The sequence below is a fragment of the Methylosinus sp. Sm6 genome (assembly GCF_019802345.1).
Lineage (GTDB): Bacteria > Pseudomonadota > Alphaproteobacteria > Rhizobiales > Beijerinckiaceae > Methylosinus.
This window is the reverse complement of the sequence record NZ_JAINDZ010000001.1, coordinates 1-25,873: the sequence shown is the minus strand read 5'-3', so window position 1 is coordinate 25,873 and position 25,873 is coordinate 1. Positions and strand designations below refer to the sequence as shown.

General features: G+C 63.6%; 28 protein-coding genes. 21 read left to right on the top strand and 7 right to left on the bottom strand.

The genetic code is table 11. From position 1 onward, the window contains the following. Positions 1 to 110 precede the first annotated feature (110 nt). The 3 genes from K3F48_RS00135 (at position 111) to K3F48_RS00125 (ending at position 2,926) form a co-directional block, all read left to right on the top strand. A complete protein-coding gene (locus K3F48_RS00135; RefSeq protein ID WP_222573377.1) occupies positions 111 to 1,064 on the top strand; it encodes an ArdC family protein in 954 nt (317 codons plus the stop codon). 297 nt (positions 1,065 to 1,361) lie between these two features. Continuing rightward, positions 1,362 to 1,988, top strand: coding sequence for a LysE family translocator (locus K3F48_RS00130; RefSeq protein ID WP_222573376.1), 627 nt, complete (start codon positions 1,362 to 1,364; stop codon positions 1,986 to 1,988). Between the two features lie 437 nt (positions 1,989 to 2,425). Beyond that, on the top strand, positions 2,426 to 2,926 hold the full coding sequence (locus K3F48_RS00125; RefSeq protein WP_222573375.1) for a GNAT family N-acetyltransferase: 501 nt from the start codon (positions 2,426 to 2,428) through the stop codon (positions 2,924 to 2,926). Between the two features lie 186 nt (positions 2,927 to 3,112). Here the strand turns inward: K3F48_RS00125 and K3F48_RS00120 are convergent, their stop codons facing one another. Both K3F48_RS00120 and K3F48_RS00115 read right to left on the bottom strand, forming a co-directional pair. Then, the gene (locus K3F48_RS00120; RefSeq protein WP_222573374.1) at positions 3,113 to 3,565 is read right to left on the bottom strand and encodes a hypothetical protein; all 453 of its coding nucleotides are present in this window, start codon (positions 3,563 to 3,565) and stop codon (positions 3,113 to 3,115) included. A 54-nt stretch (positions 3,566 to 3,619) separates the two neighbouring features. After that, positions 3,620 to 4,114: an Rrf2 family transcriptional regulator gene (locus tag K3F48_RS00115; RefSeq protein ID WP_222573373.1), complete on the bottom strand. Its 495-nt coding sequence runs from the start codon at positions 4,112 to 4,114 to the stop codon at positions 3,620 to 3,622. A gap of 114 nt (positions 4,115 to 4,228) precedes the next feature. Between K3F48_RS00115 and K3F48_RS00110 the strand changes: the two genes are divergently transcribed. From K3F48_RS00110 to K3F48_RS00095, 4 genes are all read left to right on the top strand, one after another. Continuing rightward, positions 4,229 to 4,687, top strand: coding sequence for a carboxymuconolactone decarboxylase family protein (locus tag K3F48_RS00110; RefSeq protein WP_222573372.1), 459 nt, complete (start codon positions 4,229 to 4,231; stop codon positions 4,685 to 4,687). A gap of 159 nt (positions 4,688 to 4,846) precedes the next feature. After that, a complete protein-coding gene (locus K3F48_RS00105) occupies positions 4,847 to 6,967 on the top strand; it encodes a ParB/RepB/Spo0J family partition protein (RefSeq protein WP_222573371.1) in 2,121 nt (706 codons plus the stop codon). 98 nt (positions 6,968 to 7,065) lie between these two features. Next, entirely contained in the window at positions 7,066 to 7,482 is a 417-nt protein-coding gene (locus K3F48_RS00100; RefSeq protein WP_222573370.1) for a hypothetical protein, read from the top strand. Then, entirely contained in the window at positions 7,475 to 8,119 is a 645-nt protein-coding gene (locus tag K3F48_RS00095; protein ID WP_222573369.1) for an antitoxin of toxin-antitoxin stability system, read from the top strand. Before K3F48_RS00100 ends, K3F48_RS00095 begins: the two co-directional genes overlap by 8 nt. A gap of 46 nt (positions 8,120 to 8,165) precedes the next feature. Here the strand turns inward: K3F48_RS00095 and K3F48_RS24080 are convergent, their stop codons facing one another. Continuing rightward, positions 8,166 to 8,864 (bottom strand): hypothetical protein, encoded by a 699-nt coding sequence (locus tag K3F48_RS24080; RefSeq protein WP_255607776.1) that lies wholly within the window; start codon positions 8,862 to 8,864, stop codon positions 8,166 to 8,168. A 54-nt stretch (positions 8,865 to 8,918) separates the two neighbouring features. Between K3F48_RS24080 and K3F48_RS00090 the strand changes: the two genes are divergently transcribed. From K3F48_RS00090 to K3F48_RS00080, 3 genes are all read left to right on the top strand, one after another. Beyond that, the gene (locus K3F48_RS00090; RefSeq protein ID WP_255607774.1) at positions 8,919 to 12,590 is read left to right on the top strand and encodes a strawberry notch family protein; all 3,672 of its coding nucleotides are present in this window, start codon (positions 8,919 to 8,921) and stop codon (positions 12,588 to 12,590) included. After that, positions 12,590 to 13,630: a toprim domain-containing protein gene (locus K3F48_RS00085; RefSeq protein WP_222573367.1), complete on the top strand. Its 1,041-nt coding sequence runs from the start codon at positions 12,590 to 12,592 to the stop codon at positions 13,628 to 13,630. Before K3F48_RS00090 ends, K3F48_RS00085 begins: the two co-directional genes overlap by 1 nt. 301 nt (positions 13,631 to 13,931) lie before the next feature. Beyond that, positions 13,932 to 14,858, top strand: a complete 927-nt coding sequence (locus tag K3F48_RS00080; protein WP_222573366.1) for a DUF2493 domain-containing protein — start codon at positions 13,932 to 13,934, stop codon at positions 14,856 to 14,858. A gap of 71 nt (positions 14,859 to 14,929) precedes the next feature. Here the strand turns inward: K3F48_RS00080 and K3F48_RS00075 are convergent, their stop codons facing one another. Both K3F48_RS00075 and K3F48_RS00070 read right to left on the bottom strand, forming a co-directional pair. Beyond that, positions 14,930 to 16,321, bottom strand: a complete 1,392-nt coding sequence (locus K3F48_RS00075) for an IS1182 family transposase (protein ID WP_222573365.1) — start codon at positions 16,319 to 16,321, stop codon at positions 14,930 to 14,932. Between the two features lie 203 nt (positions 16,322 to 16,524). Then, entirely contained in the window at positions 16,525 to 17,406 is an 882-nt protein-coding gene (locus K3F48_RS00070) for a GyrI-like domain-containing protein (protein WP_222573364.1), read from the bottom strand. A 349-nt stretch (positions 17,407 to 17,755) separates the two neighbouring features. Here K3F48_RS00070 and K3F48_RS00065 point away from each other — a divergent pair, with 349 nt between their 5' ends. Both K3F48_RS00065 and K3F48_RS00060 read left to right on the top strand, forming a co-directional pair. Then, positions 17,756 to 17,923, top strand: coding sequence for a hypothetical protein (locus tag K3F48_RS00065; RefSeq protein WP_222573363.1), 168 nt, complete (start codon positions 17,756 to 17,758; stop codon positions 17,921 to 17,923). Positions 17,924 to 18,065: 142 nt separating this feature from the next. Next, positions 18,066 to 18,506, top strand: coding sequence for a hypothetical protein (locus K3F48_RS00060; RefSeq protein ID WP_222573362.1), 441 nt, complete (start codon positions 18,066 to 18,068; stop codon positions 18,504 to 18,506). Between the two features lie 55 nt (positions 18,507 to 18,561). On the opposite strand, the gene K3F48_RS00055 is transcribed toward K3F48_RS00060, so the two are convergent. After that, positions 18,562 to 19,134, bottom strand: coding sequence for a TetR/AcrR family transcriptional regulator (locus K3F48_RS00055; protein ID WP_222573361.1), 573 nt, complete (start codon positions 19,132 to 19,134; stop codon positions 18,562 to 18,564). A gap of 97 nt (positions 19,135 to 19,231) precedes the next feature. Here K3F48_RS00055 and K3F48_RS00050 point away from each other — a divergent pair, with 97 nt between their 5' ends. Further along, the gene (locus K3F48_RS00050; protein WP_222573360.1) at positions 19,232 to 19,837 is read left to right on the top strand and encodes a glutathione S-transferase family protein; all 606 of its coding nucleotides are present in this window, start codon (positions 19,232 to 19,234) and stop codon (positions 19,835 to 19,837) included. Between the two features lie 310 nt (positions 19,838 to 20,147). On the opposite strand, the gene K3F48_RS00045 is transcribed toward K3F48_RS00050, so the two are convergent. After that, complete coding sequence (locus K3F48_RS00045; protein ID WP_222573359.1) at positions 20,148 to 21,017, bottom strand: aldo/keto reductase family oxidoreductase; 870 nt, start codon at positions 21,015 to 21,017, stop codon at positions 20,148 to 20,150. A gap of 71 nt (positions 21,018 to 21,088) precedes the next feature. Between K3F48_RS00045 and K3F48_RS00040 the strand changes: the two genes are divergently transcribed. The 8 genes from K3F48_RS00040 to K3F48_RS00005 form a co-directional block, all read left to right on the top strand. Then, a complete protein-coding gene (locus tag K3F48_RS00040) occupies positions 21,089 to 21,733 on the top strand; it encodes a TetR/AcrR family transcriptional regulator (RefSeq protein ID WP_222573358.1) in 645 nt (214 codons plus the stop codon). A gap of 611 nt (positions 21,734 to 22,344) precedes the next feature. Further along, a complete protein-coding gene (locus tag K3F48_RS00035) occupies positions 22,345 to 22,671 on the top strand; it encodes a DUF736 domain-containing protein (RefSeq protein ID WP_222573357.1) in 327 nt (108 codons plus the stop codon). A 188-nt stretch (positions 22,672 to 22,859) separates the two neighbouring features. Next, the gene (locus K3F48_RS00030) at positions 22,860 to 23,114 is read left to right on the top strand and encodes a hypothetical protein (RefSeq protein ID WP_222573356.1); all 255 of its coding nucleotides are present in this window, start codon (positions 22,860 to 22,862) and stop codon (positions 23,112 to 23,114) included. A 123-nt stretch (positions 23,115 to 23,237) separates the two neighbouring features. Then, complete coding sequence (locus K3F48_RS00025) at positions 23,238 to 23,501, top strand: DNA -binding domain-containing protein (RefSeq protein ID WP_222573355.1); 264 nt, start codon at positions 23,238 to 23,240, stop codon at positions 23,499 to 23,501. 122 nt (positions 23,502 to 23,623) lie between these two features. Beyond that, positions 23,624 to 23,920 (top strand): transcriptional regulator domain-containing protein, encoded by a 297-nt coding sequence (locus tag K3F48_RS00020; RefSeq protein WP_222573354.1) that lies wholly within the window; start codon positions 23,624 to 23,626, stop codon positions 23,918 to 23,920. 106 nt (positions 23,921 to 24,026) lie between these two features. After that, a complete protein-coding gene (locus tag K3F48_RS00015; protein WP_255607768.1) occupies positions 24,027 to 24,392 on the top strand; it encodes a DUF2285 domain-containing protein in 366 nt (121 codons plus the stop codon). Positions 24,393 to 24,533: 141 nt separating this feature from the next. After that, a complete protein-coding gene (locus K3F48_RS00010) occupies positions 24,534 to 24,815 on the top strand; it encodes an AlpA family transcriptional regulator (RefSeq protein WP_222573353.1) in 282 nt (93 codons plus the stop codon). Positions 24,816 to 24,926: 111 nt separating this feature from the next. After that, on the top strand, positions 24,927 to 25,873 hold a 947-nt coding region (locus K3F48_RS00005), incomplete at its 3' end, for a replication initiator protein A (RefSeq protein WP_255607765.1).

Here is a 25,873-nt window from a genome sequence, read left to right as displayed (position 1 = left end):
TGCGGGGAGACCCCGCAACGCCCCCTATAGAGTGAGAGTGCGGACCGGGTTTGCCGTGACGGGTTGAGGTCTGGAGGAGAGGCCTCCGGCGCCCGTCGCGGAGAATCGCGATGTCCAGACATGACACCAACGGTCGCGCCGGCGCCGACCGGACCAGCCTTTACGACGACATCACCGACAAGATCATCGCCGAGCTGGAGGCGGGGCGCGTGCCCTGGGTCCAGCCGTGGGGAACGGCCGCCGCCAAGGCGCCGCTCGCCATGCCGGCCAATGCGGCGACCGGCCGGCAGTATTCCGGGATCAACGTGCTGATCCTCTGGGGCGCTGTAATCGAACATGGCTTTCCCGCGCAGAGTTGGTTGACCTTTCGCCAAGCGCTGTCGATCGGCGGCCATGTTCGCAAGGGCGAGCGCGGCACCACTGTGGTCTACGCGGATCGCTTCATCCCCGACGAGGAGAAACGACGCGCGCAGGAGACCGGCGAGGAAGCGCAGGCAATCCCGTTCCTCAAACGCTTCACCGTGTTCAACGTCGCGCAGTGCGAGGATCTGCCCGACGGTCTTGCCGTCGCACCGCCTGCGCCCGAGCCCGGCCTGATTGAGCCGCGCGTCGAGGCTCTGATTAAGGCCACGGGAATCGACTTCCGCATCGGCGGCAATCGCGCCTTCTACATGCCGTCCGCCGACTATGTGCAGGTGCCGCCGCCCCAGGCGTATTTCGAAGCCATCAACTGGCACCGGACTGCCCTGCATGAGCTCAGCCACGCCACTGGACATGCATCCCGTCTCGGCCGCGATCTCTCGGGCTCGTTCGGCTCGAAGAAATACGCCTTCGAGGAGCTGGTCGCGGAGATCAGCGCGGCCTTCTGCTGCGCCTCGCTCGGCATTCTGCCAACCGTCCGCCACGCCGATTACATCGGCTCCTGGCTGGAGGTGCTGCGCGAGGACAACCGCGCCATCGTGCGCGCCGCCTCCCAGGCCAGCAAGGCGGCCGATTGGCTGCTCAGCTTCCTGCCGGACGCCGACCGCTTCGGCATCGCCGATGATGAGCGGGAGGCGGCGTGATGGACGTGCGCAGCGTGAACTCGTTGAAGGCCGGAGCCGTCCCAGTGCAGCCGCTTGAAGTCAGGCTTGACCAGTATACTGATTTATCAGAAGCTTCACGGTGCGATGATCAACCTGCTTAATCAGCTCAATCCACAACAGGCCCGCCAAACGGCGGCGGCCTGTGTGCGGCTTGATGGCTGGACGAGCGCGATAGCAGATAGATCTCAACTGCCTCGCTAGATCTCGACAAACCTCGAAGCGCCATGGGCCCCGCCGACACTCGTCAGCGGGGTTTTTCTTATCTGGAGTCTGGAAATGATCGACACATCTCTTCTCGCGAAATCAATTGGCATCGGCGTCGCCGTTGCCGCACCCGTCGGCCCCATGAGCCTTCTGTGCATGCGTACGACGCTTACGCGTGGATGGCGTCACGGGTTCGCGATAGGCGGCGGAATCGCCATCGGTGATGCGATTTATGGCACCGTAGCGGCGCTGGGTCTTGCAGGCCTCTCTTCCTTCATGCTGGCGCACCAGAAGCCCCTTCACATGGCGGCTGGCCTCTTCCTGATCTATCTCGGGCTCAAGACCTTCGCATCTGGGATGACGCCCAGCGAAGAGGAAAGACTCTCCGCGGCTCGCGGATGGTGGCGAAGCTTTACAATGTCTATCCTGCTGACGCTCACCAACCCGCCGACCATCGTCATGTTCGCCGCTGTCTTCACGGCGTTGGCGCCGACGGGGGGCCTCGATCCCGCCGGAGCACTGGTCACGGTCGTGGGAGTCTTTCTGGGCTCCCTGCTGTGGTGGTGCGCTGTCGTTGTACTGATCAGCGCGCTCAGGCACGTGGTCGGTCAGACGGCCCGCGCCTGGATCGATCGTGTCTCAGGAGTTGTGCTCGCTGGTCTCGGGCTTGTCGAACTGCGGCGTGCCACCGCAAGCTGAGTTTGTTCCGCCTGCCATTGACCGGCAACGACTCTCTCGACCATATTTGGGGCGGCAGGAGCGAATCGCCCTGTCGCACCTTGGATGGATGCATGTTGCAGATTGTGGGAACCCGCTGACCGTCTCGATCTCATGAGACGTGTCGCTGAGCCAGCCCCCTGTACCGCGCAAGCCGCGTGCGCAGATGTTGGGTTTCAACGTGGTTCCTGGCAATTGGACTTCAACATTCCCATCCTGCCAGGCGCGCTTGATGCGCGACCTCATGATTGTTTCCGCCCACATCCGCTGAACCGGCCGCGTCATCCGGGACCATGCCGGCGCGGACGCGCATGCGCTTTCGACATGATCACCGACAAGGCTCAAGGCAAACGATGCCCCGGCCGGCTGGCGCTCGCCCCTGTCCACCCCACAGACTCATTCCATCGAGGACATCAACAATGATCATTCGTGATGAACAACCGAAGGATTTCGCTGCGATCCGCACCGTTATCTCGGCCGCCTTCAAGGATATTCCCCACAGCAGCCAAACCGAGGCGGCCATCGTCGAGGCACTGCGGGCGGCGAATGTGCTGACGATCTCGCTCGTTGCCATGAACAGAGATGACCTCGTCGGCCACATAGCCTTCTCTCCGGTCACGATCGACGGCCAGAATCTCGACTGGTACGGACTTGGCCCCGTCGCCGTGCGCCCACACCGGCAAGGCCAGGCTATTGGCGCCACCCTCATCCGGGCTGGCCTCGAAAGGCTGAAAGCTTTGGGCGCGAAAGGATGCGTCCTGCTCGGCGAACCGAACTACTACAGCCGCTTCGGCTTCAGGGTCTATCCTGGGCTGCGGCTGCTCGAAGTCCCGCCTGAGTATTTCATGGCGGTGGCTTTCACGGCTGAAACGCCTCGAGGCTGGGTCCGGTATCATGAGGGCTTCGACGCCCACGATTGAGAACGCACTGGCGTTCGCCACGAAACATGAGGTCGGCGCGATGCAGGCGGCGGAGACCAACGCAAAATGTCCCGCGACGGACATATCGGCCGCGAACCGCTCGAGCGCATGCACACCGACAAAGCAACGGCCCACGAAACGGAAGACTTGTCGCCAGAGCTCAATCGGGCATCTTGCCTATTTGCTTCAAAGAAAGAGCAGGAACGCGCAGGCGGCGCAGGTTAGAACGCTGTAATTCAACATGAGCTTGACGCTCAGAAATGCCGCCATGCTAAGCGCAAAAATGAGAAGGAGAAGTCCGCTGAGAAGGGCCGTCCATTTCAAGCGATATCCGATGATCAGTGACAGGCCGAGCCCTGCTTCCAGAACTGTGATCAACCAACTGAGAGACGGGATCACCCAGGCGGGCGCCCAAGGGCTGAGCACGGCAACATCCTGGTAGAAGCGCGCCATGCTTCCCCAGGAAACAACGATGCCATCCGTATAGGGTCCCCATAGGCCAAGGCGATCCGCCACCGCAGAAAGAAACGCAACCGCCAAAGCAAGGCGGGCGAAATATCTGACGATGCGTTCCCGGGCCAGGTGCTTGGCGGGCTCGAAAAAGGAAGACACATCAGCAGATGTTGTTTGGTCGAGCATGAGAGAGCCTCCAATCAGGGATGTGTGATGTGCGATTGCGCCGCCTGAGCCGATCTAGCGTTGGGCTTTCGCGACGAAGGTGGCGACGGCCCGTTTATTTTCCGCATCGATCAACCTGCGACCGTCCTCGACGAGATCCGTGACCGTCTGGGCGCGAAGTGCGTCTCGCCACAACTTCTCCGCCGCCAGCATCCGCGACTTGATGAAGCAATCGGCTTTGTAGACGCATGGGTCCTTCGACTTTCCCGGTCCGCGCCGCCGGATTTCGCGGCAGGTGAATGCGGGCTCCCTGCCGTCGATGGCCTCGACGATCTGAAGGAGTGTGATTTCGGCAGGCGAACGCGCCAGCCGATAGCCGCCACGCGGTCCTGGAATCGCCTCGACCACGCCGGCCTCGGTCAACGCGCGCAGATGCTTGAGGAGATAGCTTTCCGAAAGACCGTGCAGTTCGGCGAGGCTCTTGCCGGACAGCACCTTGCCCTCATCCAGTCCGGCCAGCACCAGCGCGCAATGCAGCGCGGCCTCAACGCCGTCTCCCAGCCGCCTCATCCGCAGCTCCCGCTCATCGCTTAACAATCCACTTTCGCCACCAGCCTATCATGGATATAACTTATCCATGATTCTCTGTCACGCCTCACCGCGCAGAATTCGAAAGGAATGCCCATGAAACGTAGAATGAATGTCGCCGAAGCAGCCCCGGCCCTCTACAGCGCTGTCCGCGCCCTCGATGCCGCGGTCACGCGGTCGGGGCTCGACGCCCGTTTTCTTCATCTCGTCAAGCTCAGGGCCTCTCAGATCAACGGCTGCGCCTATTGCGTCGATCTCCATGTCAAGGAGGCGCTCAAAGATGGCATTCCCGCGCAGGTGCTGCATCTTCTCCCCGTCTGGCGGGAGTCGCCGCTGTTCGACGAGCGGGATCGCGCGGCGCTCGAATGGACCGAAAGCCTGACGCTGATCGCCGATACTGGCGTTCCCGACACCGCATTCGACGCTGTCCGAGCGGTCTTCTCGACCGAGGAGATCGGACAACTCACGATCGCCATCGGCACGATCAATGTCTGGAACCGGATCGCCGTGAGTTCGCGGATGCTCCACCCGGTCGACCGGCCAGTGATGACGTGAGAGCGTTCGGCCGATTTCAGCGGCTGATCACGGGCTCGGCGAGCTGCGTCACTCGATCTGGCCTCTGCGCCGTCTTAGAGTGAGAGGGCGGCGCTTCGCTTCGTGACGGGTTGGAGGTCGAGAGAGAGGCTCTCGGCGCCCGTCGCGGAGTACATCCCGATGGCTACTGCCGTTCAGAAGATCAACCTGTCGTCCTCGCGCGACATCCCCTTCAACAAGCTCATGCTGTCACAGTCGAACGTCCGGCGCGTGAAAGCCGGCGTCTCGATCGACGACTTGGCGGCCTCGATCGCTCGGCGCGGCCTGATCCAGAGTCTGCATGTCCGGCCGGTGCTCGACGCCGACGGCCAGGAGACCGGCATGTTCGAGGTGCCGGCCGGCGGGCGCCGCTATCGCGCGCTCGAGCTGCTGGTGAAGCAGAAGCGCCTCGCCAAGACGTCGCCGGTGCCGTGCGTCATGTCGCAGGCGAACAGCGGCATCCTCGTCGACGAGCTGTCGCTGGCTGAGAACATCGAGCGCGCGCCGCTTCATCCCCTCGATCAGTATCGCGCTTTCCAGGCCATGCGCGACAAGGGCATGACCGAGGAAGCGATCGCGGCCGCCTTCTTCGTGCAGGTCCAGGTGGTCAAGCAGCGCCTGCGGCTCGCCTCGGTCTCGCCGACGCTGCTCGATGTCTATGCCGAGGACGGCATGACGCTGGAGCAACTCATGGCGTTCACCGTATCAGACGATCACGCCCGCCAGGAACAGGTCTGGGAGACCGTTCGCAATTCATGGTCGAAGGAGCCCTATCAGATCCGTCGTATGCTGACGGAGACCACGGTGCGCGCCTCCGACAAGCGCGCCGTGTTCGTCGGCCTCGACGCCTATGAGACGGCAGGCGGCAGCGTTTTGCGCGACCTGTTCCAGGATGACGACGGCGGCTGGCTGCAAGACCCCGCGCTGCTGGATCGCCTCGTCGCCGAGAAGCTGAAGACGTCGGCCGAGGAAATCGCCAGCGAAGGCTGGAAGTGGGTCGATGTGGCGATGAGCTTCCCCTATGGCCACGATCACGGCCTGCGCAAACTGGCCGGCGTCACGGTCGACATGACCGACGAGGAACGCACTACCCGCGAGGCGCTTCGTGACGAATACGATCGTCTCGAAGCCGAATATGCGGAAGCCCAAGAGCTGCCTGACGAGATCGACCAGCGCCTCGGCGAGATCGAACAGGCGCTCGACGCCTTCGAGCAGCGTCCCGTGATCTACGATCCGGCCGAGATCCCCATCGCCGGCGTCTTCGTCAGCATCAACGCCGATGGCTCGCTGTCGGTGGATCGCGGCTATGTTCGTCCCGAGGACGAAATTCCGGTCGAGCGCGAAGATGGCGAAGCCCAAGAGGTGGACAGCATCACCGACGATCCGGCCGCTCCCGCCGTCCAGCGCGCCGCCATCACCATCGGCGGCCAGTCCACGGAGCCGGAGGAGGACGAAGACGACGGCATCAAGCCGCTGCCCGAACGCCTCGTGATCGAGCTGACCGCGCATCGCACGCTCGCGCTGCGTGACGCCGTCGCGCATCATCCGCAAGTCGCCATGACGATGCTGCTCCACAAGCTCGTCTCCGACACCTTCCAGCAGCGTTCCGCGGCGAGCTGCCTGGAGGCTAACGTCCGGCACGTCTTCTTCCCTACGCAGGCGGATGACCTGAAGGACAGCGTTTCGGCGAAGACCGTCACCGAGCGCCATGAGGCATGGAAGGCGGACGTCCCGGCGGACGACGAGGCGCTGTGGGATTGGCTCGCGGGCCTCGACGAGACAAGCCGCATGGCGCTGCTCGCGCATTGCGTCAGCTATGGGGTCAACGCGCTCTATGAGCGGCCGAACCCCTACAGCGGCGCCGGCGTCAGCGAGCACGGGCTGAAGGTTCGTCTCGCGCAGGCCGACCGGCTGGCGCGAGCGACCGGGCTCGATATGATCGAGGCAGGCTGGCGGCCGACGGTCAGCAACTATCTCGGCCGTGTCACCAAACCGCGCATCCTTCAAGCCGTTCGCGAAGGCGCCGGCGAAAGGGCCGCCCAACTCATCGACCACCTCAAGAAGGCCGACATGGCCAAGGAGGCCGAGCGCCTGCTCGCCGACACCTGCTGGCTGCCGGAACCGCTGCGCCTCGGCGACATCGACGGCGAACAGGCCGTGGAGACGCCGGCGGAGACCGACTCCGGCGACGACCCCGCGCTGCCGGATTTCCTCTCCGAAGACAGCGACGACGAGGACGCGCCGGCGATCGCCGCCGAATGACATGCCTTGCAGGGCGGTCTCGGCCGCCCTGCTATCCTTCCGCGAATCTTTCCAAAGCCCGGCCGCCGCGCCGGGCTTTCTCGTTTCAGGAGCCCGACATGGCCGACTACTTCACCCATTTCTCGTGCCTTCTCGACGTCGGCACGCCCGATAACGCCGCCCGTGCGCTCGACCTCTACAACGAGCTCTCCGAGGAGGGCGCGTCAGAGGAACCGCCCTCCGAGGGCTTTCTTCTCTCGATCCAGCCCGAGCACGGCGGCGCCCAGCTCTGGATGCGCGATGACGTCACCGGCGATCCCGAGCGCCTGATCCAGTTCGTGAAAATCTGCGCCGCAGAATTCGGCCTCACGGGTCGATGGGGCTTCCAATACGCCAACACCTGCTCCCGGCCGCGCCTCGACGGTTTCGGCGGCGGCGCGCACGTCCTCGATCTCGCCACCGGCGAGACGGTCGCATGGACCTACACGGACCGCTGGCTCGCCCAGGTGCTCGGCGGAGGCGACCCCGATGCCTGAAATCGTCAAAACCACCGTCTATCGGCTCGACGAACTCTCCGACGCCGCCAAGGAGAAGGCGCGCGCCTGGTATCGCGAAGGCGCCTTCGACCACGACTGGTTCGAGTTCATCTATGAGGATTTCGAGCGCGTCAGCGAGATCCTCGGCCTGCGTCTCAAGACCCGTTCCGTCCGCCTCCATGGCGGCGGCACCCGGCAAAAGCCTTGCATCTGGTTCCGGGGCTTCTGGAGCCAGGGGGACGGGGCCTGCTTCGAGACCTTCTATTCCTACCGGAAGACCACCCGGCGCAGGATCAGGGAGTATGCGCCGCAGGACGCCGAGCTTCATCGCATCGCTGATGCGCTTCAAGCGATCCAGCGCCGCAACTTCTACCAGCTCAGCGCCGAAGCCCGCCATCGCGGCCACTATTGTCACGAATATTGTATGGCGATCTCGGTCGAGCGCGACAGTCCGACCTATCAGGACATGACGGCCGATGCCGAGGAGGTCGTGATCGAGGCGCTGCGCGATCTCGCCCGCTGGCTCTACAGGCATCTCGAACGCGAATACGAGCATCAGACATCGGACGAGGCCGTCGACGAGGCGATCATCGCCAACGAATACACCTTCACCGAAACCGGCCGTCGCTTCGGCTGATCCGAAAAGCGCCCTGCCTCACGGCCGGGCGCTTTCTTCGTGCCGGCTATCGCCGCGACTTGAGAGTGAGAGGCCCGCCGGGACGGGATGAGTCCGGGTGGTCGAGAGAGAGCGCTGTCCGGGCTTTCCCGTTCCGGCTCTCCTGAAGGCTCCCCTCATGAACATCATGTCGTCCGCGACCGCTCCGGTCGTGCCCGTTGCCCATGCGTCCGCTGTCGTTGCGGCCGCCCATCACCTTCTCGGTCATCTCGAACGCGGCGAGCGCGTCGACGCCGCGATCCTGCGCGCCGCGATGGAAGCGGCGTTCGGCGCATCCGACGCCTCCGGCGCCTGGGACTGGAAAACGGCCTACGACGCCTGCGAGGTCGCGACCGTCCTGTTCCTCCGCAAATACGGACGCGCGCTTTTCCGCAAAGCCGCGTCTCCGGCAGCACGGCTTTCCGCACTCACGAAAATCACCGGCCTCCTTCCGACACACACCCGTCGCTCGGAAGAGAGCCAGGCGCTTCAGCAGTTCTCGACTCCCGTTCCGCTGGGCCTCGCGGCGGTAGCGGCGGCTGCGATCACGCCGAACGACATCGTGCTGGAGCCATCGGCCGGCACGGGCCTGCTCGCCATTCTTGCCGAGATCACCGGCGGCGCGCTTCTCCTCAACGAGCTGGCCGAGACCCGCGCCGATCTGCTCGCCGTTCTCTTTCCGGCTTGCAAACTCACTCGCTTCGACGCGGCCCAGATCGACGATCATCTGACGCCGGGCGCCTTGCCCTCCGTCATCCTGATGAACCCGCCATTCTCGGCGATGGCGAACGTCTCCGGCCGCGTCGCCGACGCCACCTATCGCCATGTCGCCTCGGCGCTGGCTCGCCTCGTCAATGGCGGGCGCCTGGTCACGATCACCGGCGCCAATTTCGGACCGGACTTCCCGGCCTGGCGTGATGCTTTCGCCCACCTTCAGGAACGCGGCACCGTCGTCTTCACCGCAGCGATCGGCGGCGCGGTCTATGCCAAGCACGGCACGACCATCGATACGCGGATCACCGTCATCGACAAGCGACCCGCCGCCGATCCGGCCGCGTTTCCGACATCACCCGGCATCGCGCCGGACGTCGCCACGCTGCTCGGCTGGGTCGAGGCGCAGGTGCCGCCGCGCATGGCCGTCACGCGACCGATGACCGCCGCCTCCATCGAGCGTCAGGCACTCCACACCGTGCGCGGATACCTCGCACGCAGCGCAACAGTGGGTCCGGCGGGACTTGCCTCCATCGATCCCGAGGGTGTCGAACTCGCCTATGAGGCCGTGGATTGGACGCCGCCGGAAGGCGCGCGGCTGACCGACGCGATCTATGAAGAATATACGCTTCAGTCGATCCGCATCCCCGGCGCCCAGGCCCATCCGACCAAGCTTGTGCAGTCTGCCGCGATGGCGTCGGTCGCGCCGCCCAAACCGAGCTATCGGCCGATGCTGCCGGCGAACATCGTCCGCAACGGCGTGCTCTCCGACGCCCAGCTCGAGACCATCATCTATGCCGGCGAAGCGCATGGCGAGTTCCTCGCTGGCTCGTGGACGGTAGACGAGACTTTCGACCTCGTTTCCGCCGCCGCCGAAAGCGCGGCTGGCGCCGTCCGCTTCCGTCGTGGCTTCATGCTCGGCGACGGGACGGGCGCGGGCAAAGGCCGTCAGTCGGCCGGCATCATCCTCGACAACTGGATGAGGGGACGCCGCAAGGCCGTCTGGATATCCAAGTCCGACAAGCTGCTCGAGGACGCGCAGCGCGATTGGTCGGCACTCGGAATGGAGCGCCTGCTGATCACGCCCCTGTCGCGCTTCCCGCAGGGCAAGCCCATCACCCTTCAGGAGGGCATCCTATTTACAACCTATGCCACGCTACGGTCCGACGACCGCGGGGAGAAGGTTTCGCGCGTCCGGCAGATCGTCGAATGGTTGGGCTCCGACTCCGATGGAGTGATCATTTTCGACGAGAGCCATGCGATGCAGAACGCCGGCGGCGGCAAAGGGGAACGGGGCGATCTCGCTCCCTCCCAACAGGGGCGTGCGGGGCTCCGCCTCCAGCACGCGCTTGCTAACGCCCGTATTGTCTATGTTTCCGCCACCGGCGCCACCACGGTTCACAACCTTGCCTATGCGCAGCGGCTCGGCCTTTGGGGCGGGGAGGACTTTCCCTTCGCCAACCGCGCCGAGTTCGTCGAGGCGATCGAGGATGGCGGTGTGGCGGCGATGGAGGTGCTGGCCCGTGACCTGCGGTCGCTCGGACTCTACGCGGCCCGCTCACTCTCCTATGATGGCGTCGAATACGAGCTGGTCGAGCACCCGCTCACGGAGGAGCAGCGGCACATCTATGACGCCTATGCCGGGGCGTTCTCGATCATCCACAACCATCTCGGCGCGGCGATGCAAGCGGCCAACATCACCGGCGACGGCGGCACGCTGAACCGGCAGGCGAAGTCGGCTGCACGCTCGGCCTTTGAGAGCGCGAAGCAACGCTTCTTCGGACATCTGCTCACCAGCATGAAAACGCCGACCCTGATCCGCTCGATCGAGCAGGACCTGGCCGACGGCCATTCCGCCGTCATCCAGATCGTCTCGACGGGCGAAGCCCTGATGGAGCGCCGTCTTGCCGAGATCCCGACCGAGGAATGGAACGACGTTCGCGTCGACATCACGCCGCGGGAATATGTGCTGGACTATCTCGCCCATTCCTTCCCGGTGCAGCTCTATGAGCCGTTCACCGACGGCGAGGGCAATCTGTCGTCGCGGCCCGTCTATCGCGACGGCCAGCCTGTCGAGAGCCGCGAAGCGGTCGCACGACGCGACGAGCTGATCGAGCATCTCGCCTCTCTGCCGCCCGTGCCCGGCGCACTGGATCAGATCGTCCAGCGGTTTGGCACGGATATGGTGGCAGAGGTGACGGGGCGCTCCCGCCGCATCGTGCGCAAGGGCGACCGTCTTGTTGTCGAAAACCGCGCGCCATCCGCAAACCTCGCGGAGACGGCCGCTTTCATGAACGATCTGAAGCGCGTGCTGGTGTTCAGCGACGCCGGCGGAACCGGGCGCAGCTACCATGCCGAACTCTCGGCACGGAATCAGCGCCTGCGCGTCCACTATCTGCTCGAACCGGGCTGGAAGGCGGACACCGCCATTCAGGGGCTCGGGCGCACCAACCGGACGAACCAGGCGCAGCCGCCCTTGTTCAGGCCGATCGCGACCAATGTGAAAGCGGAAAAGCGCTTCCTCAGCACAATCGCGCGCCGTCTCGACACTTTGGGCGCAATCACCCGCGGGCAGCGCCAGACCGGCGGCCAGGGCCTGTTCCGGCCCGAGGACAATCTGGAATCGCACTACGCGCGTCACGCCTTGCGACAGCTCTATCTTCTGCTCGTGCGCGGCAAGATCGAAGGGTGCTCGCTTCAGCGTTTCGAGTCCGCCACCGGCCTCTCGCTGATGGATTCCAACGGCATCAAAGATGAGCTGCCGCCGATCACTACCTTTCTCAATCGGCTGCTAGCGCTGACCATCGAGTTGCAGGGCATCCTATTCACCGCCTTCGAGCAGCTCCTTGATGCGAAAATCGCGGGCGCCATCGCCAGCGGCGTCTATGACGTGGGGCTGGAGACGCTGACAGCGGAGAGCTTCGTCGTCACCGGCCGGCGGACGATCTACACCCATCCGACGACGGGCGCGGAGACTCGTTTGCTGACCATCACCGAGCGACGGCGCAATCACCCCGTCACGCTCGCCGGCGCGCTCGACTATCTCTCCGATCCGGGCGCAGTCCTGCTGGTGAACGAACGCTCCGGTCGCGCCGCCGTGCAGATCCCTGCGCCGAGCGTCATGCTCGATCATGGCGAGATCGAGCGCCGCATCCGGCTGATCCGCCCAATGGAGCACCATCACGCTTCGCTTAAGATGATGGCGGAAAGCCATTGGCAGAAGGCTGACCGCGACTCGTTCGCCGCAGCCTGGAGCCGCGAGGCCTCCGAGGTGCCGGCATTTACCGACAGCACTCTCCATGTCGTCGCCGGTCTCTTGCTGCCGGTGTGGAAGCGGCTGCCGGACGAATCGACGCGAGTTTATCGCCTTCAGACGGATGACGGCGAGCGCATCATCGGCCGACGTGTCTCACCGGCCTGGGTGGCAAACGCCACGGCGACAGGCGCATCCAGCCTGACCGCGGATGACGCCTATGCAGCCCTGTCAGACGGCCAGACGATTCTCGACCTCGCCGAAGGGCTCCAGCTTCGCCGCGTGCGCGTCATGGGCGTGCATCGCATCGAGCTGTCCGGCTTTACCGAAGCAATGCGGGACCGGCTGCGCGCCTATGGCCTCTTCAGCGAGATCATCTCGTGGAAGCTCCGCTTCTTCATCCCCGTGGACACGACTGGTCCTGTCGTTCTCGGCAAGCTGCTCGACACTTATCCGATCGAGCGCATCTCCGAGCGGGAGCCTGCGTAATGTCTCGCCGCGACGCTTCCGACCTGGCGCATCGACTCGGCCGACAGGCCGAGGCGGTATGCCGCCATTATCTTTCCAACGGCCGCCGCCAGGGCAACTACTGGCAGGTGGGCGACGTTCGCAATTCAGCCGGCCGCTCGATGTTCGTCCGGCTGAAGGATTCCCCGAAAGGTCCGGCAGGCAAATGGACCGACGCCGCCACCGGCGAACATGGCGACCTGCTCGACGTGATCCGCGAGACGCTCGGCCTGATCGACTTCGCCAATATCGTCGAGGAAGCGCGGACCTTTCTCAGCCTGCCGCATCCCGAACCGGAGCAGATCGCACGGAGGCGAAATGCGACTCCGGCGCCGGCGGGCTCGACCGAAGCGGCTCGCCGATTATTCGCCATGTCGCAACCGATCGCGGGCTCGCTCGTAGAGACGTATCTCCGCACTCGCGGCATTACGGCTTTGCACGGAACCGCAAGCCTGCGCTTCCATCCACGCTGCTACTATCGACCGGACGAGCACAGCCCGACCGAGATCTGGCCTGCCATGATCGCCGCCGTCACCGACCTCGGCGGGCGGATCACTGGCGCGCATCGCACCTGGCTGGCGCCTGACGGCTCCCGCAAGGCGCCGATCGACACGCAGCGAAAGGCGATGGGCGACCTGCTCGGTCACGCGGTCCGCTTTGGAACGCCGGGCGACGTGATGGCGGCCGGCGAAGGCATCGAGACGATGCTGTCGCTTCGGCAGGTTCTGCCCGAAATGCCGATGGCGCCCGCGCTTTCGGCTGCACACCTCGCCGCCATCCTGTTCCCGGTCACGTTGCGGCGGCTCTACATCGTCCGTGACAACGATCCGGCCGGTGACGGAGCGAGGGATAGCCTGATCGAACGGGCGAACGCGGACGGGATCGAGGCTATTCCGCTCTCGCCAGCACTCGGAGACTTCAACGAAGATCTTCGAACGCTCGGCATCGGCGCACTTCGGGCTGGTATTCGGGTGCAGCTCGCGCCCCAGGACGTCGCAGGCTTCATGGTCCTCGCGACATAGCCGGCAAAGGTGAGCGGGCGGCGGCGGGCGGCTGTCATGCCCGCCCGGATGCTTCGACCCTCGGAGAGGACCGCGCCTCGGCCTTCGAGAGGGCGATCGGCCCACAAACGGGCCGGCCCGACAATGGCGGCGGCCGACTATTTTCCGGCGCGCTCCCAAGGGAGCGCTTTCCATCGCGAATCAAAATAGTCGGCCTTAGCCATCAAGGCCCTCGCCTTGCTCGGGCTGTCGGCCCGTCCCGCCCGTGGGCTTCGTCGCCATGAAGGCCGCGACGGTCGCGGTCCAACCGACGGAGCATCCCATGAGCGAGCACGACGACCACGAACCGCACCACAGCTCATCCTCCCCAACCGACCATGTTCTTCAGGAGCTTCAGCTCTACGGCCATCGTCCCTTCGCCGACGAACCCGATCCCCGGCCTCTGCCCGAAGGCAACCGCGTCGCCGGCGCCATCGCCGACATCTTCGACGCCCTGGTCTCGACGCTTGAGGACACACGCCTCGAACCCGACCTCGACGATCTCCTCTGGTCGACCGTCAATCTGTTCCACCGCGCCACCGGCCGAATCGAACACGAGCTGGACGACAACGAGCAGGCGCAGCGCAGGAGCCAACGCGAACAGGATGGCAGCGAGGTCAAGTCAGTCGAACTCGAACGCCTCACCGCCGAAGGGCAGACCCTCCTCGAGCGACGCGATGCTTTCGAGCTGATGCGCGATCAGGCCGCAGAACACTACGAGCGCCAGGTGGGCAAGCCTTGGCTCCCGCGCAGCGGCTCCATGGTCAACCATCGCAATCTCACCTCGGCGATGATCGACAGTCGCGACTTCCTAATGGCGAAGAAGCGAGCCGAGCAAGAAATCCTTCTGCCTCCCGGTCCGAAGATCGTTGTCACCGGCGGGCTCGACTTCAACGATCACCGGCTGATCTGGGCCAAGCTCGACCAGGTGCGTGAGAAGCATCCGGATATGGTGCTGATCCACGGCAAGTCGCCGAAGGGTGCCGAGAAGATCGCTTCGCTCTGGGCGAAGAACCGCAACGTGTCGCAGATCGGCTTCGCCCCCGACTGGACGAAGCACGGCCGGGCAGCGCCGTTCAAGCGCAACGACGATATCCTGGAGATCGTGCCGAAGGGCGTGATGCACTTCCCGGGCACAGGCATCAACGACAACCTCGCAGACAAGGCCAGGAAGCTCGGCATCCCGGTCTGGAAGTTCGGCGGCGCGTAACAGGCTGTGTGAAAACTCGGGGGAGCCTCGGCATCGACGAGGCTCCTTCGGCCGTGAACCAACTCTATTCCTCAGCTCGCCTGTGCCCGAAGATTGATGCTCCGGATCATGTTGTAGGCCAGAACGGAGAGCGCCATTTCCGTTCTCGTCGCCGGAAGGCCTCGGGTCAGGAATCGGCCCGACATCATTCGCTTCATCGTTCCGAACGGATGCTCCACTGAACATCGTCGCCGCCGCATTAGCCCCGGATCGGCAACGACGCGCGCCGACATTCTCTCCAGAGCATCTTCGTGTTGGTGCCGACTGACCCAGCGAACCTCCGCCTGAGTGCAGCGCGGTTTCAGTGCGCAGTTCGAGCAATCCTTCGACACATAGTAGTAGCCGTTTCGATTGACGCCGCCTTTGCGCCGCAACAGGCGTCCCTCAGGGCAAGTGTATTGATCGTGAGCCGCGTCGTATGTGAAGTCGGCACGATCGAACTGAGTGCCGTCGCCACGATTGTTGACCGAACGCTTGGCCGCGACGCAGGCGGTGATGCCATCAGCTTCGCAGGCCGCTGCTGCGTTGCCATTAGAGTAGCCCGTATCGGCCACGACGATCAGCTCTTCTCGTTCGAGCAGATCGCGCGCGGCTTTTGCGATCGGGTGAAGCATGCGCGTGTCGTTCACTTCGTCTGTGACTTCGTGATGGACGATGAAGCCGGTGTCGGCGTCGACCGCGGTCTGGACATTGTATGACGGCGGCTTCCCGCCTCGGCCGAACCCCATCGGCCGCGCGTCGAGCTCGCCATCGACAACCAAGCTGCGCGCGTCCTGATCGAGACGCGCCGACAGTAGATCCAGGTCGACTCGACGCTCTTTCAGCGCCACGATCGCCTTTGCGGTCGCGCCGGGATCGTCGGCAGGTTCGTTCGCGTCTGTCTTGTCGAGGTCGGTAAGGTAACTCGCGATACGAGCGTCGACCTTTTCTGCCTCCTCTGCGATCCGGCGTCGGTCCATGACGCGAATCGGGCTGGCCGCCGCACGGAACTTCGCGCCATCGATGGCTAGGAGCCTGGCGGCGAAAAGCCCCTGATCGCGGCAGAAAAGCACAAAAGCGCGGCAGGCGCCGACGATCGCGGCTCCATTGTCTCGCCTGAAGTCCGCGATTGTCTTGTGATCTGGCGCCAGCCGGCGAACGAGCCACATCAGTTCGAGATTTCGCCGGCACTCGCGCTCCAGTCGTCGCGAGGAGCGGACCTCGTTGAGATAGCCGTAGACGTAAAGCTTCAACATGTCTCTGGGATCGTAGCCTGGTCGACCAATTGACGCAGGAATGGCCCGTCCGAAACCCAGAGCCGAGAAATCGAGTTGATTGACGAAAGCATCGATGACTCGAACGGGCGCAGTTTTCTCAACATAATCTTCGATGGCAGGCGGCAGGAAAGCTGACTGATGCCGATCAGCTCCGGTAACGTAGCTCATATCTGCTCCACATTGAATTATCTACTTAAATTTATACACTGATTTGGTGAAATGCGCGAGGAAAAGGGCCCCGTTGGGAACGAAACTCAGGAGGTTTTCACACAGCCTGGTAAGCGCCGCCCAGTATGCCGGCGTCAACAAATGGTGGACAGCGGCCTGCCCGCTTCTTGCGTTCAGAAGGGACAGGTCGCCATCAGAGGGCGCTACTTCAGCGGCAAAAACAGTTCCGCGACCGCCTCATGCTCTGGCACCTCCGGGAAGAAGCTCAGCCGCTGGCAATAGATCGGGAAGTCGCGGGTTTCCTCGCCGCTGGCCGGCAGCCAGTCGCGATAGAGATAGAGCGCGGCGGGCTCCAGATTGTCGGTGTAGCCGACGACGCGCAGCACCGCACAACGTCCGCCGGGGATCACGCCGGCTTTGATCTCTTCGCCGTTCGCTTCGATCGGTTGGTCGGTCCCGACACAAAGGTCCTCGCTGTATTCGGCAGGAGAGGCAGGACGCCGCTCGGAACGCCAGACGTTGAAGGTCGGACTGGTCTTGGGGTGCAGGCCAGCGGCCTTGCGCCATGCGATGAACCGCTGGATGGTGGCGCCGAGCGTCGCCGGGTCGCCCCGATGCTCCATGATTGCCACCGGCGTCGAGGGCACATCGCGAATCGTTACGTCGTCCGTGGTAAAGGTCTTCTGCATGAGCTTGCTCCTCGCGTTGTCGAGAGGCCCGAAGGCCGCAAGCCACGGCCCCCAACCGGGAGATTTCCGGAACGACGAAGGCGATTGCCCGAACCGTTGCCGAAAGGCGCGGGCGAAGGCATCCGGCGCGTCGTAACCGGCATCCATCGCTATCTCCGTGACGTCTTGGACGTCCCTATAGGCCAGCCGGTAGGAAGCACGCTTCATGCGGGCGAGCTGGACATAGCGATGCACGGATAACCCGAAGGTCGCCGCAAACTGCCGGTGGAAATGAAACTTCGAAAAGGCCGCAACTCGACTTAGCGTTTCCAGGTCCAGATCACCGTCAAGATGCCGGTCAATATAGTCCAGCACCCGCCGCATCCGGGCACGATAGTTTTGAAGCGCCGCCTTCATCGTCCCTTCCTCCGTGGCGGCACTAGCTAGTCGCTAATGGCCATAACCTGCTCGACCGATCTTGCGGTTTCGCCGAACGACGGCAACTGGAGCGCAAGCTGCAATGTGTCATCCGCCTAAAGCAATGCACTCCGAGTCCGTCGCCTCCCATTGGTTGCGTACCACCCCCGCTTTTCTGCGCTGATCCTTGGTCCGACTGATCGCTTGTCGCCATCAACCCGTAAAGGGTCGGCTATGCGAGCATGCCGCCGCTGCGGCTTCGCCTGCGCGGTGATTGCAGCGCTCAGTCCGACACGTCGGGCGCCTGTCAGCGGGGGATGGTCCTCCGCTCGGAACAGGAGCCGGATAGATGTCTCTCAACGACGCCCAAGCCTTCGCTTTCAGCCTCGCCACCACCCTGATGGTCGCCATCGTGATCTTCCGCGCCGGCGACGGCAGCCTCTCGGTCATGCCCGCCGCCGAATACGACGGTGATGTCGCCGAGATCGTCCGCGAAGTCGACCCCTTCGCCCCATGACGGGGCGAAGATCGTCGCGGTCGAGATGAAACCTTGCCTGTTTCCGCTCCCTGCTGACGATCGTCTTCTGCTATGTTCTGCCCCGCGCCGTGGTGGTGGTGGAAGGCGCAACCGTCAGAGCCTTTCTCACGGAGCCACCACCATGATCCTTCTCGGCATTCTCCTCAGCATCGCGGCGATCAGCTTCTTCTGTTGGCTGCTCTTTACGCTCGCCGTCTTCGCGCTGCCCTTTTTCGCCGGCGTCACCGCTGGCGCATGGGCCTATCACACCGGCACAGGTTGGCTCGGTGCGATCCTCATCGGCATCGCGTGCGCAGGATTGACCCTCGGCATCGGGCAGATCCTGCTCATGATCGTCCGCCCGCTCTGGGCGCGGCTGGTGATTGCGCTCGTCTTCGTCGCGCCCGCCGCCATAGCGGGATATCACGCCACGCACGGTATCGTGAAACAAACCATGCCATCGGAGACCTGGCAGATCGTGTTCTCGGTCATCGGCGCCGTCGCGGTCGGGATCACGGCTTTCGTGCGCGTCACGGCGATGGCGAGCGCAAGCCCGACCGGCCCAACTACCGCTCCAGCTTGACGGTGGCACCGCGTCGACACGCCCGCTTCGCCGCCAAGGGGCTGTTGTTCATCGGCTACGACACCGCGTGAGAGGCAAGCACATTTTCGCTCGCCCACACGCAAGCGGCGAGGAGCTGTTCAGACAACTCCACATCCTTGAGTGCGCGCGCTACAGCGACAGCGCCGATGAGCATGGCGCTGAGAGCTAAAGTCGTGTCAGTGCCCCCTGCCGATCGAAGAGCAGCAATCCGCGTAACGGTGTCCCTAAATACCTGCGTATAGACGTCACGGATTTCGTCTTCCTGTTTGGCGACATCGGTGACCAGAAAGGCCATGGGGCAGATCGGGCCGTCCTGACGAACATGGCCCATATCGAGATAGGACCGGACCAAGGACTTCAGAGCCGGTTCCTTGGAGGTGTCGCCCAACGCCGCCATGGGTCCATGTGCGGCGGCGTGCAAAATGGCCTCCACATAGACCCGCTGCTTCGAATCAAAGTGCGCGTAAAAGGCCCCGCGCGTCAGCCCCGCGCCTTGGGTAATTTCGTCCAATGTGACGCCGTCATAACCACGTTTGCAAAACAACTGCACGGCGCTGTCCAAAATGCGCAGGCGAGCCCTTTGCGTATGGGCTTTGGAATAGGGCATCTGATCGTCCTTGGAGCCTTAAATATGTTCTTGATCATAAATTGACGGCGAATAGAACACAAGGCGGATCCACGAACCCGAAAAAGGAGTGTTCGCCTTGATCAAAAACCAGGATGAAAATCGCATCACCCTGTATTTCTCGCCCGGCGCCTGCTCCTTGGCGGTGCATATACTGCTTGAGGAGCTGGGGCTTCCTTATCGGCTGGAGCTGGTGTCGGTACAGGAGGGAAAGACAACCGAGCCGGCGTTCCTCAAGACCAACCCCAAGGGCCGCGTGCCGGTCCTGGACCTTGGCGGAATTCTGCTCACTGAAGCTCCCGCTATTGTCGTTTACTTAGCGAAGACGCACCCAGAGGCGCGATTGCTGCCGGCCGACCCGATGGATCAATTTCGTTGCCTGGAATGGTTCAATTGGCTGTCAAGCACGTTGCACGCAATTGGCTACGGGCAATTGTGGCGTCCGGCGCGCTTCATTCACGACAGCACTCATTTCAACGCGATATCCGCAAAGGGACGCGACAATATTGCGGATGCCTATCGCCATATCGAGACCCTGATGGCGGGACGGTCATGGGCGGTTGGTGATGCCTACTCCTGCGTTGATCCCTTTCTTTTGGTCTTTTTCCTGTGGGGCATGGCCTCGGGCTTTGCTATGCAGGCCGACTATCCGGCCTGGTCTGATGTCATGGCACGCGTGCTCTGACGTGAGGCGGTCCAACATGCGCTGAAGCAGGAAAACATTGTCCTCCCAAGCTGATAGCTTCCGTCAGTTGCCCTATTGCGTTCGCCCCCACGGCATCGTGAAACACACCATGCCGTCCGGAACCTGGCAGATCGTCTTCTCGATCGTCGGCGCAGCGGCGGTCGGAGCAACGGTTTTCATGCGCGTCCTAGGGCGTCCGCCGTCCCATCCGGTCGGGGCATCGCGCAACGTTTGCCGGCTGCACCGGTGCAAGCTGGCAAAGAAAATGTGGCCCCCTACGCCGCTGCACCTACCAGAAGGCAAGGATCGCTCAGTCAGACGAACCGATATTTGCCGCAACGCCGTTGAGCAAAGCAGTCGCCTCGTCCGGCAGATCGAGTTTGATCGCGGAGAGATTCTCCCGCAGATGCGCGACCGACGTCGTACCGGGGATCGGCAGGATATTGGGTGCGCGACGAAGCAGCCAGGCAATTGCGACCTGCATGGGCGTGGCGTCGAGACTCCGAGCGACATCGGACAGGGTCGAGGATTGCAGCGGCGTGAACCCGCCGAGCGGAAAGAAGGGCACATAGGCGATGCCGCTGCCGGTGAGTTCGTCGATGAGAGCGTCGTCAGCCCGGTGCGCGAGATTGTAGCGGTTCTGTACGCAGACGATCTCGCAGATATCGCGTCCCTCCACGATCTGAGTGGGGGTGACGTTGCTGAGGCCAATATGGCGTATCAGGCCTTGCCGCTGAAGCTCCGCGAGCGCAGTGAGCGGCGCTTCGATCGAACCTTCCGCGGGGCCGTGAGCGCTGAACATCACGCGCAGATTGACCACATCGAGCGCTTCCAGACCGAGATTGCGCAGATTGTCATGCACAGCCTGCGCGAGTTCTTCGCGCGAGAAGGCTGGCCGCCATGAGCCGTCCGCGCCACGCCGCGCGCCGATCTTGGTGGCGATGACGAGGTCATCTGGATAGGGATGCAGCGCCTCGCGGATCAGCCGGTTGGTGACATGCGGTCCGTAGAAGTCGCTCGTGTCGATATGATTCACCCCGGCTCTCACCGCTTCGCGCAACACGGCCAGCGCCGCATCACGATCTTTCGGCGGACCAAAGGCGCCAGGTCCCGCGAGCTGCATCGCGCCGTAGCCGATCCGTTTCACGGTGCGGTCGCCCAAGGTGAATGTGGTCGTCATTGCATAGGTCCTTGTTTCAAGTCGCCCATGCGAATATATGAAGAATCCTTCACTTTCTGAATTCGCATTCCATGAGCGCCTTCGCAGCGACCCTAAAGCCCAGAAAATCCCCGGTTCAGGCGCGCTCCGCGGTCACCGTTGAAGCGCTGCACGCTGCGGCCATTCAGGTTTTGATCCAGGAGAGCCTGAGCCGCTGCACAACGACCCGTATCGCCGAGCGTGCGGGGGCGTCGGTCGGAAGCCTCTATCAATACTATCCGAACCGCGACGCGCTGCTCGCCGCCGTCCTCGAAAAGCATCTGGAGGGCATCGCCGCCGCCGTCGAGCGCGCCTGCCACGAACATCGGGGCAAACAATTATCCGAAATGGCCGCGGCCTTCGTCGTTGCTTTCCTCGCTGCGAAGTTGCGCGACCCTGAAGAAGCGAAGGCGCTCTATGCCGTCGCGGAAGAACGGGGCGGCGCGGTGCTTGCCGCTCGCATGCGCGTGCGCATCGCGGCGGCTATCGCAGCCATGCTGGCCAGCGCGTCCGACGCGCGTTTCGACGATCCCGCCATGGTCGCCAAGATCGCGCTCGGCGCCCTGCTCGGTCCGGTGCAAGCCTTGCTTAAAGAACATGCGCCGGCGCAGGTCAGACCGCGTCTGGAAAGAGAACTCGTCCTGCTTGTGACGGCGTATCTCCAAGCGCACCAGTTCACGCCAAAGCGCCCCGACTAGCTGGCGGCAGTCGCCGGACTCGATCAGAATCCCCAAGACGTCGTACCCACTGGCCGGCGGAATAGAGCCCGACGTTAGTGCCGCCCACATCCTCATGCGGTCGGAATGGTGTGGCGTTGGAGTTCGGACCACGCAGAGGCTTGGTGCGTAATGTGCACGCTGGACTGCTTGAACCGCGGCGCTTTTTTTGCGCGATGGCCGATCCACGCGGAGCGGAAGGCGATCTCGCCAGCGGCATCGGCGTGAACGACAACGCAAGCGGACCTGATCGAGACGGTGAGACAGCGCCGGCGAGGATTCGGCCGCTTCTGCCTGTCGGTTGCAGGTAGTCGCCATCATCTCCGTTTTTATCCCGTCCCCAGACCGCTCCAAACGGCCTCTTCGATGGGCTGATCTGGCCAAAGGTCGGCTGCGCCTCGACCGCCTATGACGCAACAGCGGCGTCATAACTTTCTTCCCCTGCCGGCCAAGGCCGTCATTCCTCGCGGGACAAGAAAGTTCCTCCTTAGCTGTCAGGCCCCTTCGGGGTGCGCCGTCGGTCGCCTCCGGCCAACCGATCGCCATCGAGGCCGCAATGGTGCGGGCTCGAAAACGGAAACGGAGAATTGAAAATGGCGACCATCGGCACCTTCAAGAAGACCGGCTCGAACGAGTTCACCGGCGAAATCGTCACTCTCAGCGTTCAGGCCAAGGGCGTGCGCATCGTCCCCGACACCCGCGCCACCGGCGAGAACGCCCCCAGCCACCGGGTGCTGGTCGGCCGCGCCGAGATCGGCGCCGCCTGGTCCAAGCGCTCCAACGAGGGCCGCGACTACCTGGGCCTCAAGCTCGACGATCCGAGCTTCAACGCGCCCATCTACGCCAACCTCTTCGACGACGAGGACGGAGAGGGCTACAGCCTCATCTGGTCCCGCCCGAACCGCCGCAACGGCGACTAAGGCTCAGGGCAGCGTCCCGCCCGGATCATCCGGGCGGGACGAAGTGCCTGAAAGCGACCGAATCAGTTCGCGGAAGTCGTATGAAGACGCCGAACAAACGGCGTTTTCGGCTGGCTAAACCGCCAAAGAGCGACTATTTTAGTCGTAGTTCTGGTGCGCGCATTCGGGTCTGTAGGAGGTGATCATGCATGATCACCGCCCGACAGACGCGGGCCGCACGCGCGTTGCTTGGTTGGACGCAGGAGACGCTCGCTGACAAGGCCTTGGTATCGCTGACCGCGCTGAAGCGCCTCGAGTCCGAGAACGGACTCAAGGTGTACGAAGCCACCCGCGATCAGGTGCGCCGCACATTGGAGGCCAACGGCATCGTGTTTCTTTCTTCCGACCAGGGCGAAGGGGTGATGCTTGTCCGTGCGAAGATCGACACGACCTTCTCGTCATAGCGTTACATGCGCGCGATATGATCCTGCGCCTGCGCCCTCGCGCGCTTTTGGCGTTTGCCGCTTCGGGGGCTTACGGTTAACAACTCGTTGAAGCATGGCTATGATCGGCCTCCGGGGATCGATTTGACACATAAGACATTCCTGGACGAACCGCCGGAGAGTGCCGTGCTCACGAGCTACGACCGCGAGCACATGAAGCTTTATCTCCGCCTGCTCGATGCGGCGACGGACGGCGCCGACTGGCGCGAAGCCGTCGAGATCCTCTTCGGTCTCGACCCTGACCGCGATCCCGACCGCGCGCGCCATGTCCACGACAGCCATCTCGCGCGCGCCCGTTGGATGACCGAGCACGGCTATCGCCAGCTCGTTCGCGAGGGCCGCCACTGACAGTAGAGGTGATGCCTTTCCGGCATCGTGTGTTGCCGGAGAGAGGACTTCCGGCATCTTGCTCAACCAGCAATCGTATCCAGCCCGATTATGCACCAGTAATCTGAGACTGGAGGACAGCGATGAGGCCTGACATATCCAGGTGGCGATCGGCGTCGGCCTATGACTATCTCGACCGCCTTGTCGCACCCGACCTCGCCTGGGAATGGCTTCGGCGCAATGGCGACTATCAGCGCGATTATTCCGAAATTGGACGTCACGAAACTGAAGCCTCGCTGCTGACTGATAGAACCCGCCAACGCTGGGGGCTGCAATTTCGCTGTTCGTCCGTCCTTCAGCGCTACCGAAACGACGATCTATTGGGCGCCCGAAGCCGATCCTGGCCTCGTCATTCTGACCGCAGCGCCTCCGCTGGCTGACCTCGACGCCGCAGCCCCGCGGGATCTCGATCAGACCACTGCTCGCGTCGGCATCGACGGACTGAGCATCGTCCACGGACATGGCGCCGCCGCCGTCCGCCTTCTCTTGCTAGGGGACATTCCGTCTGATCACCCCCTCGCCGCGCTGGTCCCGCTCGGCGCCGACGGGCTCGACCGCATCGAGGCGGTCACACGTCTCTGGCGCGCCATCAACAATCGCGCCGTGCCTCCCGACGCGCGGCTGACCGCGCAGCAGCGTCGCCGGCAGCGCCATATGCTCCAGGCCGTCGATGGCCGCATGAACGGCGCAAGCTACCGAGAAATCGCTGACGCCATCTTCGGTGCGGCCCGTGTCGCTGACGATCCTTGGAAAACCTCACCCCTCCGCGACGCCACCATCGACCTTGTCAAGGATGGCCTCAGCCTGATTGCCGGCGGCTATCTCGGACTGCTGCGGCGGCGGCGCCGCTGACCTACCGCCGCCCACCGCCAGGGTGTGCGATTTTCGCCCCCTTATCTTCGCCATCCCCCAAGACAGCAGCTCTTCGCCATCGTGGCCATCGTCCGCCGCTCATTTGCAGCGGCCGCCCGCAACGCCACGGAGGCCCGCTCCATGCGACCCGATCTCGCCGTTCTGCCGCCGCGCTTCCTTCGCACCAAGGAAGCGGCTGAGTTTCTCAGCCTTTCCGCGCGCACGCTCGAAAAGCACCGGACCTATGGGACCGGACCGGCCTACCGAAAGCTCGGTGGGCGCGTCGTCTATTCCGTTCTTGATCTGGAAGCCTGGGCGGCGCGCGGCGCGGTCACGTCCACCTCCGATCCTCGCGGGCAAGTCCTTCCGGCCAAGCGCCAGGCGCAGCCGTCGTCTCCGCGACCCGACCGCCACCCGCGCTGATCGCAGGCGGCTTCCCGAGTGGCGCGGCAACGGTCTCTGTCGGAACGCGGGCAGCTCGATCTCTTCCGAGCGCTCCCCGGCGACTTCGCGCCACGAGATGCGCAGGATCTCATGGCCTATCCGTTCTTCTCTCTCTCCAAGACACATCGCGTAGCGCCGATCGACTTCGCCGCCGGCAATGTCGCGATCCGAGTCGAGGCCGTGCCCGACCACGGCATGGCGACCATCTGGGACGCCGACATCCTGATCTGGGCGGCGAGCCAGATCGTCGAGGCGCGCGACGCGGGCTTGCGTACCTCGCGGCTGATGGCCGCCACCCCTTACGAAATTCTCACCTTCATCGGCCGCGGCACGGGCTTGCGCGACTACCAACGCCTCAAGGCGGCGCTCGACCGGCTGCAATCGACCACTGTTTCCACGTCGATCCGCCAGCCGGCCGAGGGCCGACGCCATCGCTTCTCGTGGATCAACGAATGGCAGGAACGCACCTGCCACCGCAACAAGCCCGCGGGGATCGAGCTGATCGTGCCCGACTGGTTCTACCAGGCCGTTCTCAACGACGCGCTGGTGCTCACCATCGACCGTGCCTATTTCGATTTGACGGGCGGACTCGATCGTTGGCTTTACCGACTGGTGCGTAAGCATGGCGGCCGGCAGCGTAACGGCTGGCGTTTCGACTTCCGCCACCTGCACCAGAAATCGGGCAGCCTTTCGCCCTTCAAGCGCTTCGCGTTCGAGCTGCGCGACATCATTCGCCGCCAGCCGCTGCCCGGCTACACGCTTTTCATCGAGATCGAGATCGGCGGCCGGACGCTGCTCGCTTTCGAGCCGTCGGCGCCCTGTGGACAGGCTGTGAATGGCCTCGTGCTATCGGGAACCGGCAATGTCGTGCCATCGGGAACCCGACTATCGTGCTATCGGGAACCCAAACCCACTCCAACCGACGACAGCGAAAGCGAAAATCGCGCGCTTAACTTAGAGTCTAACATACTGACTCTAACTTGTTGTTGCGAGTCAGCAGTCTGTGGAGACAACGCCTCTCCATTTCAGTCTGCCAC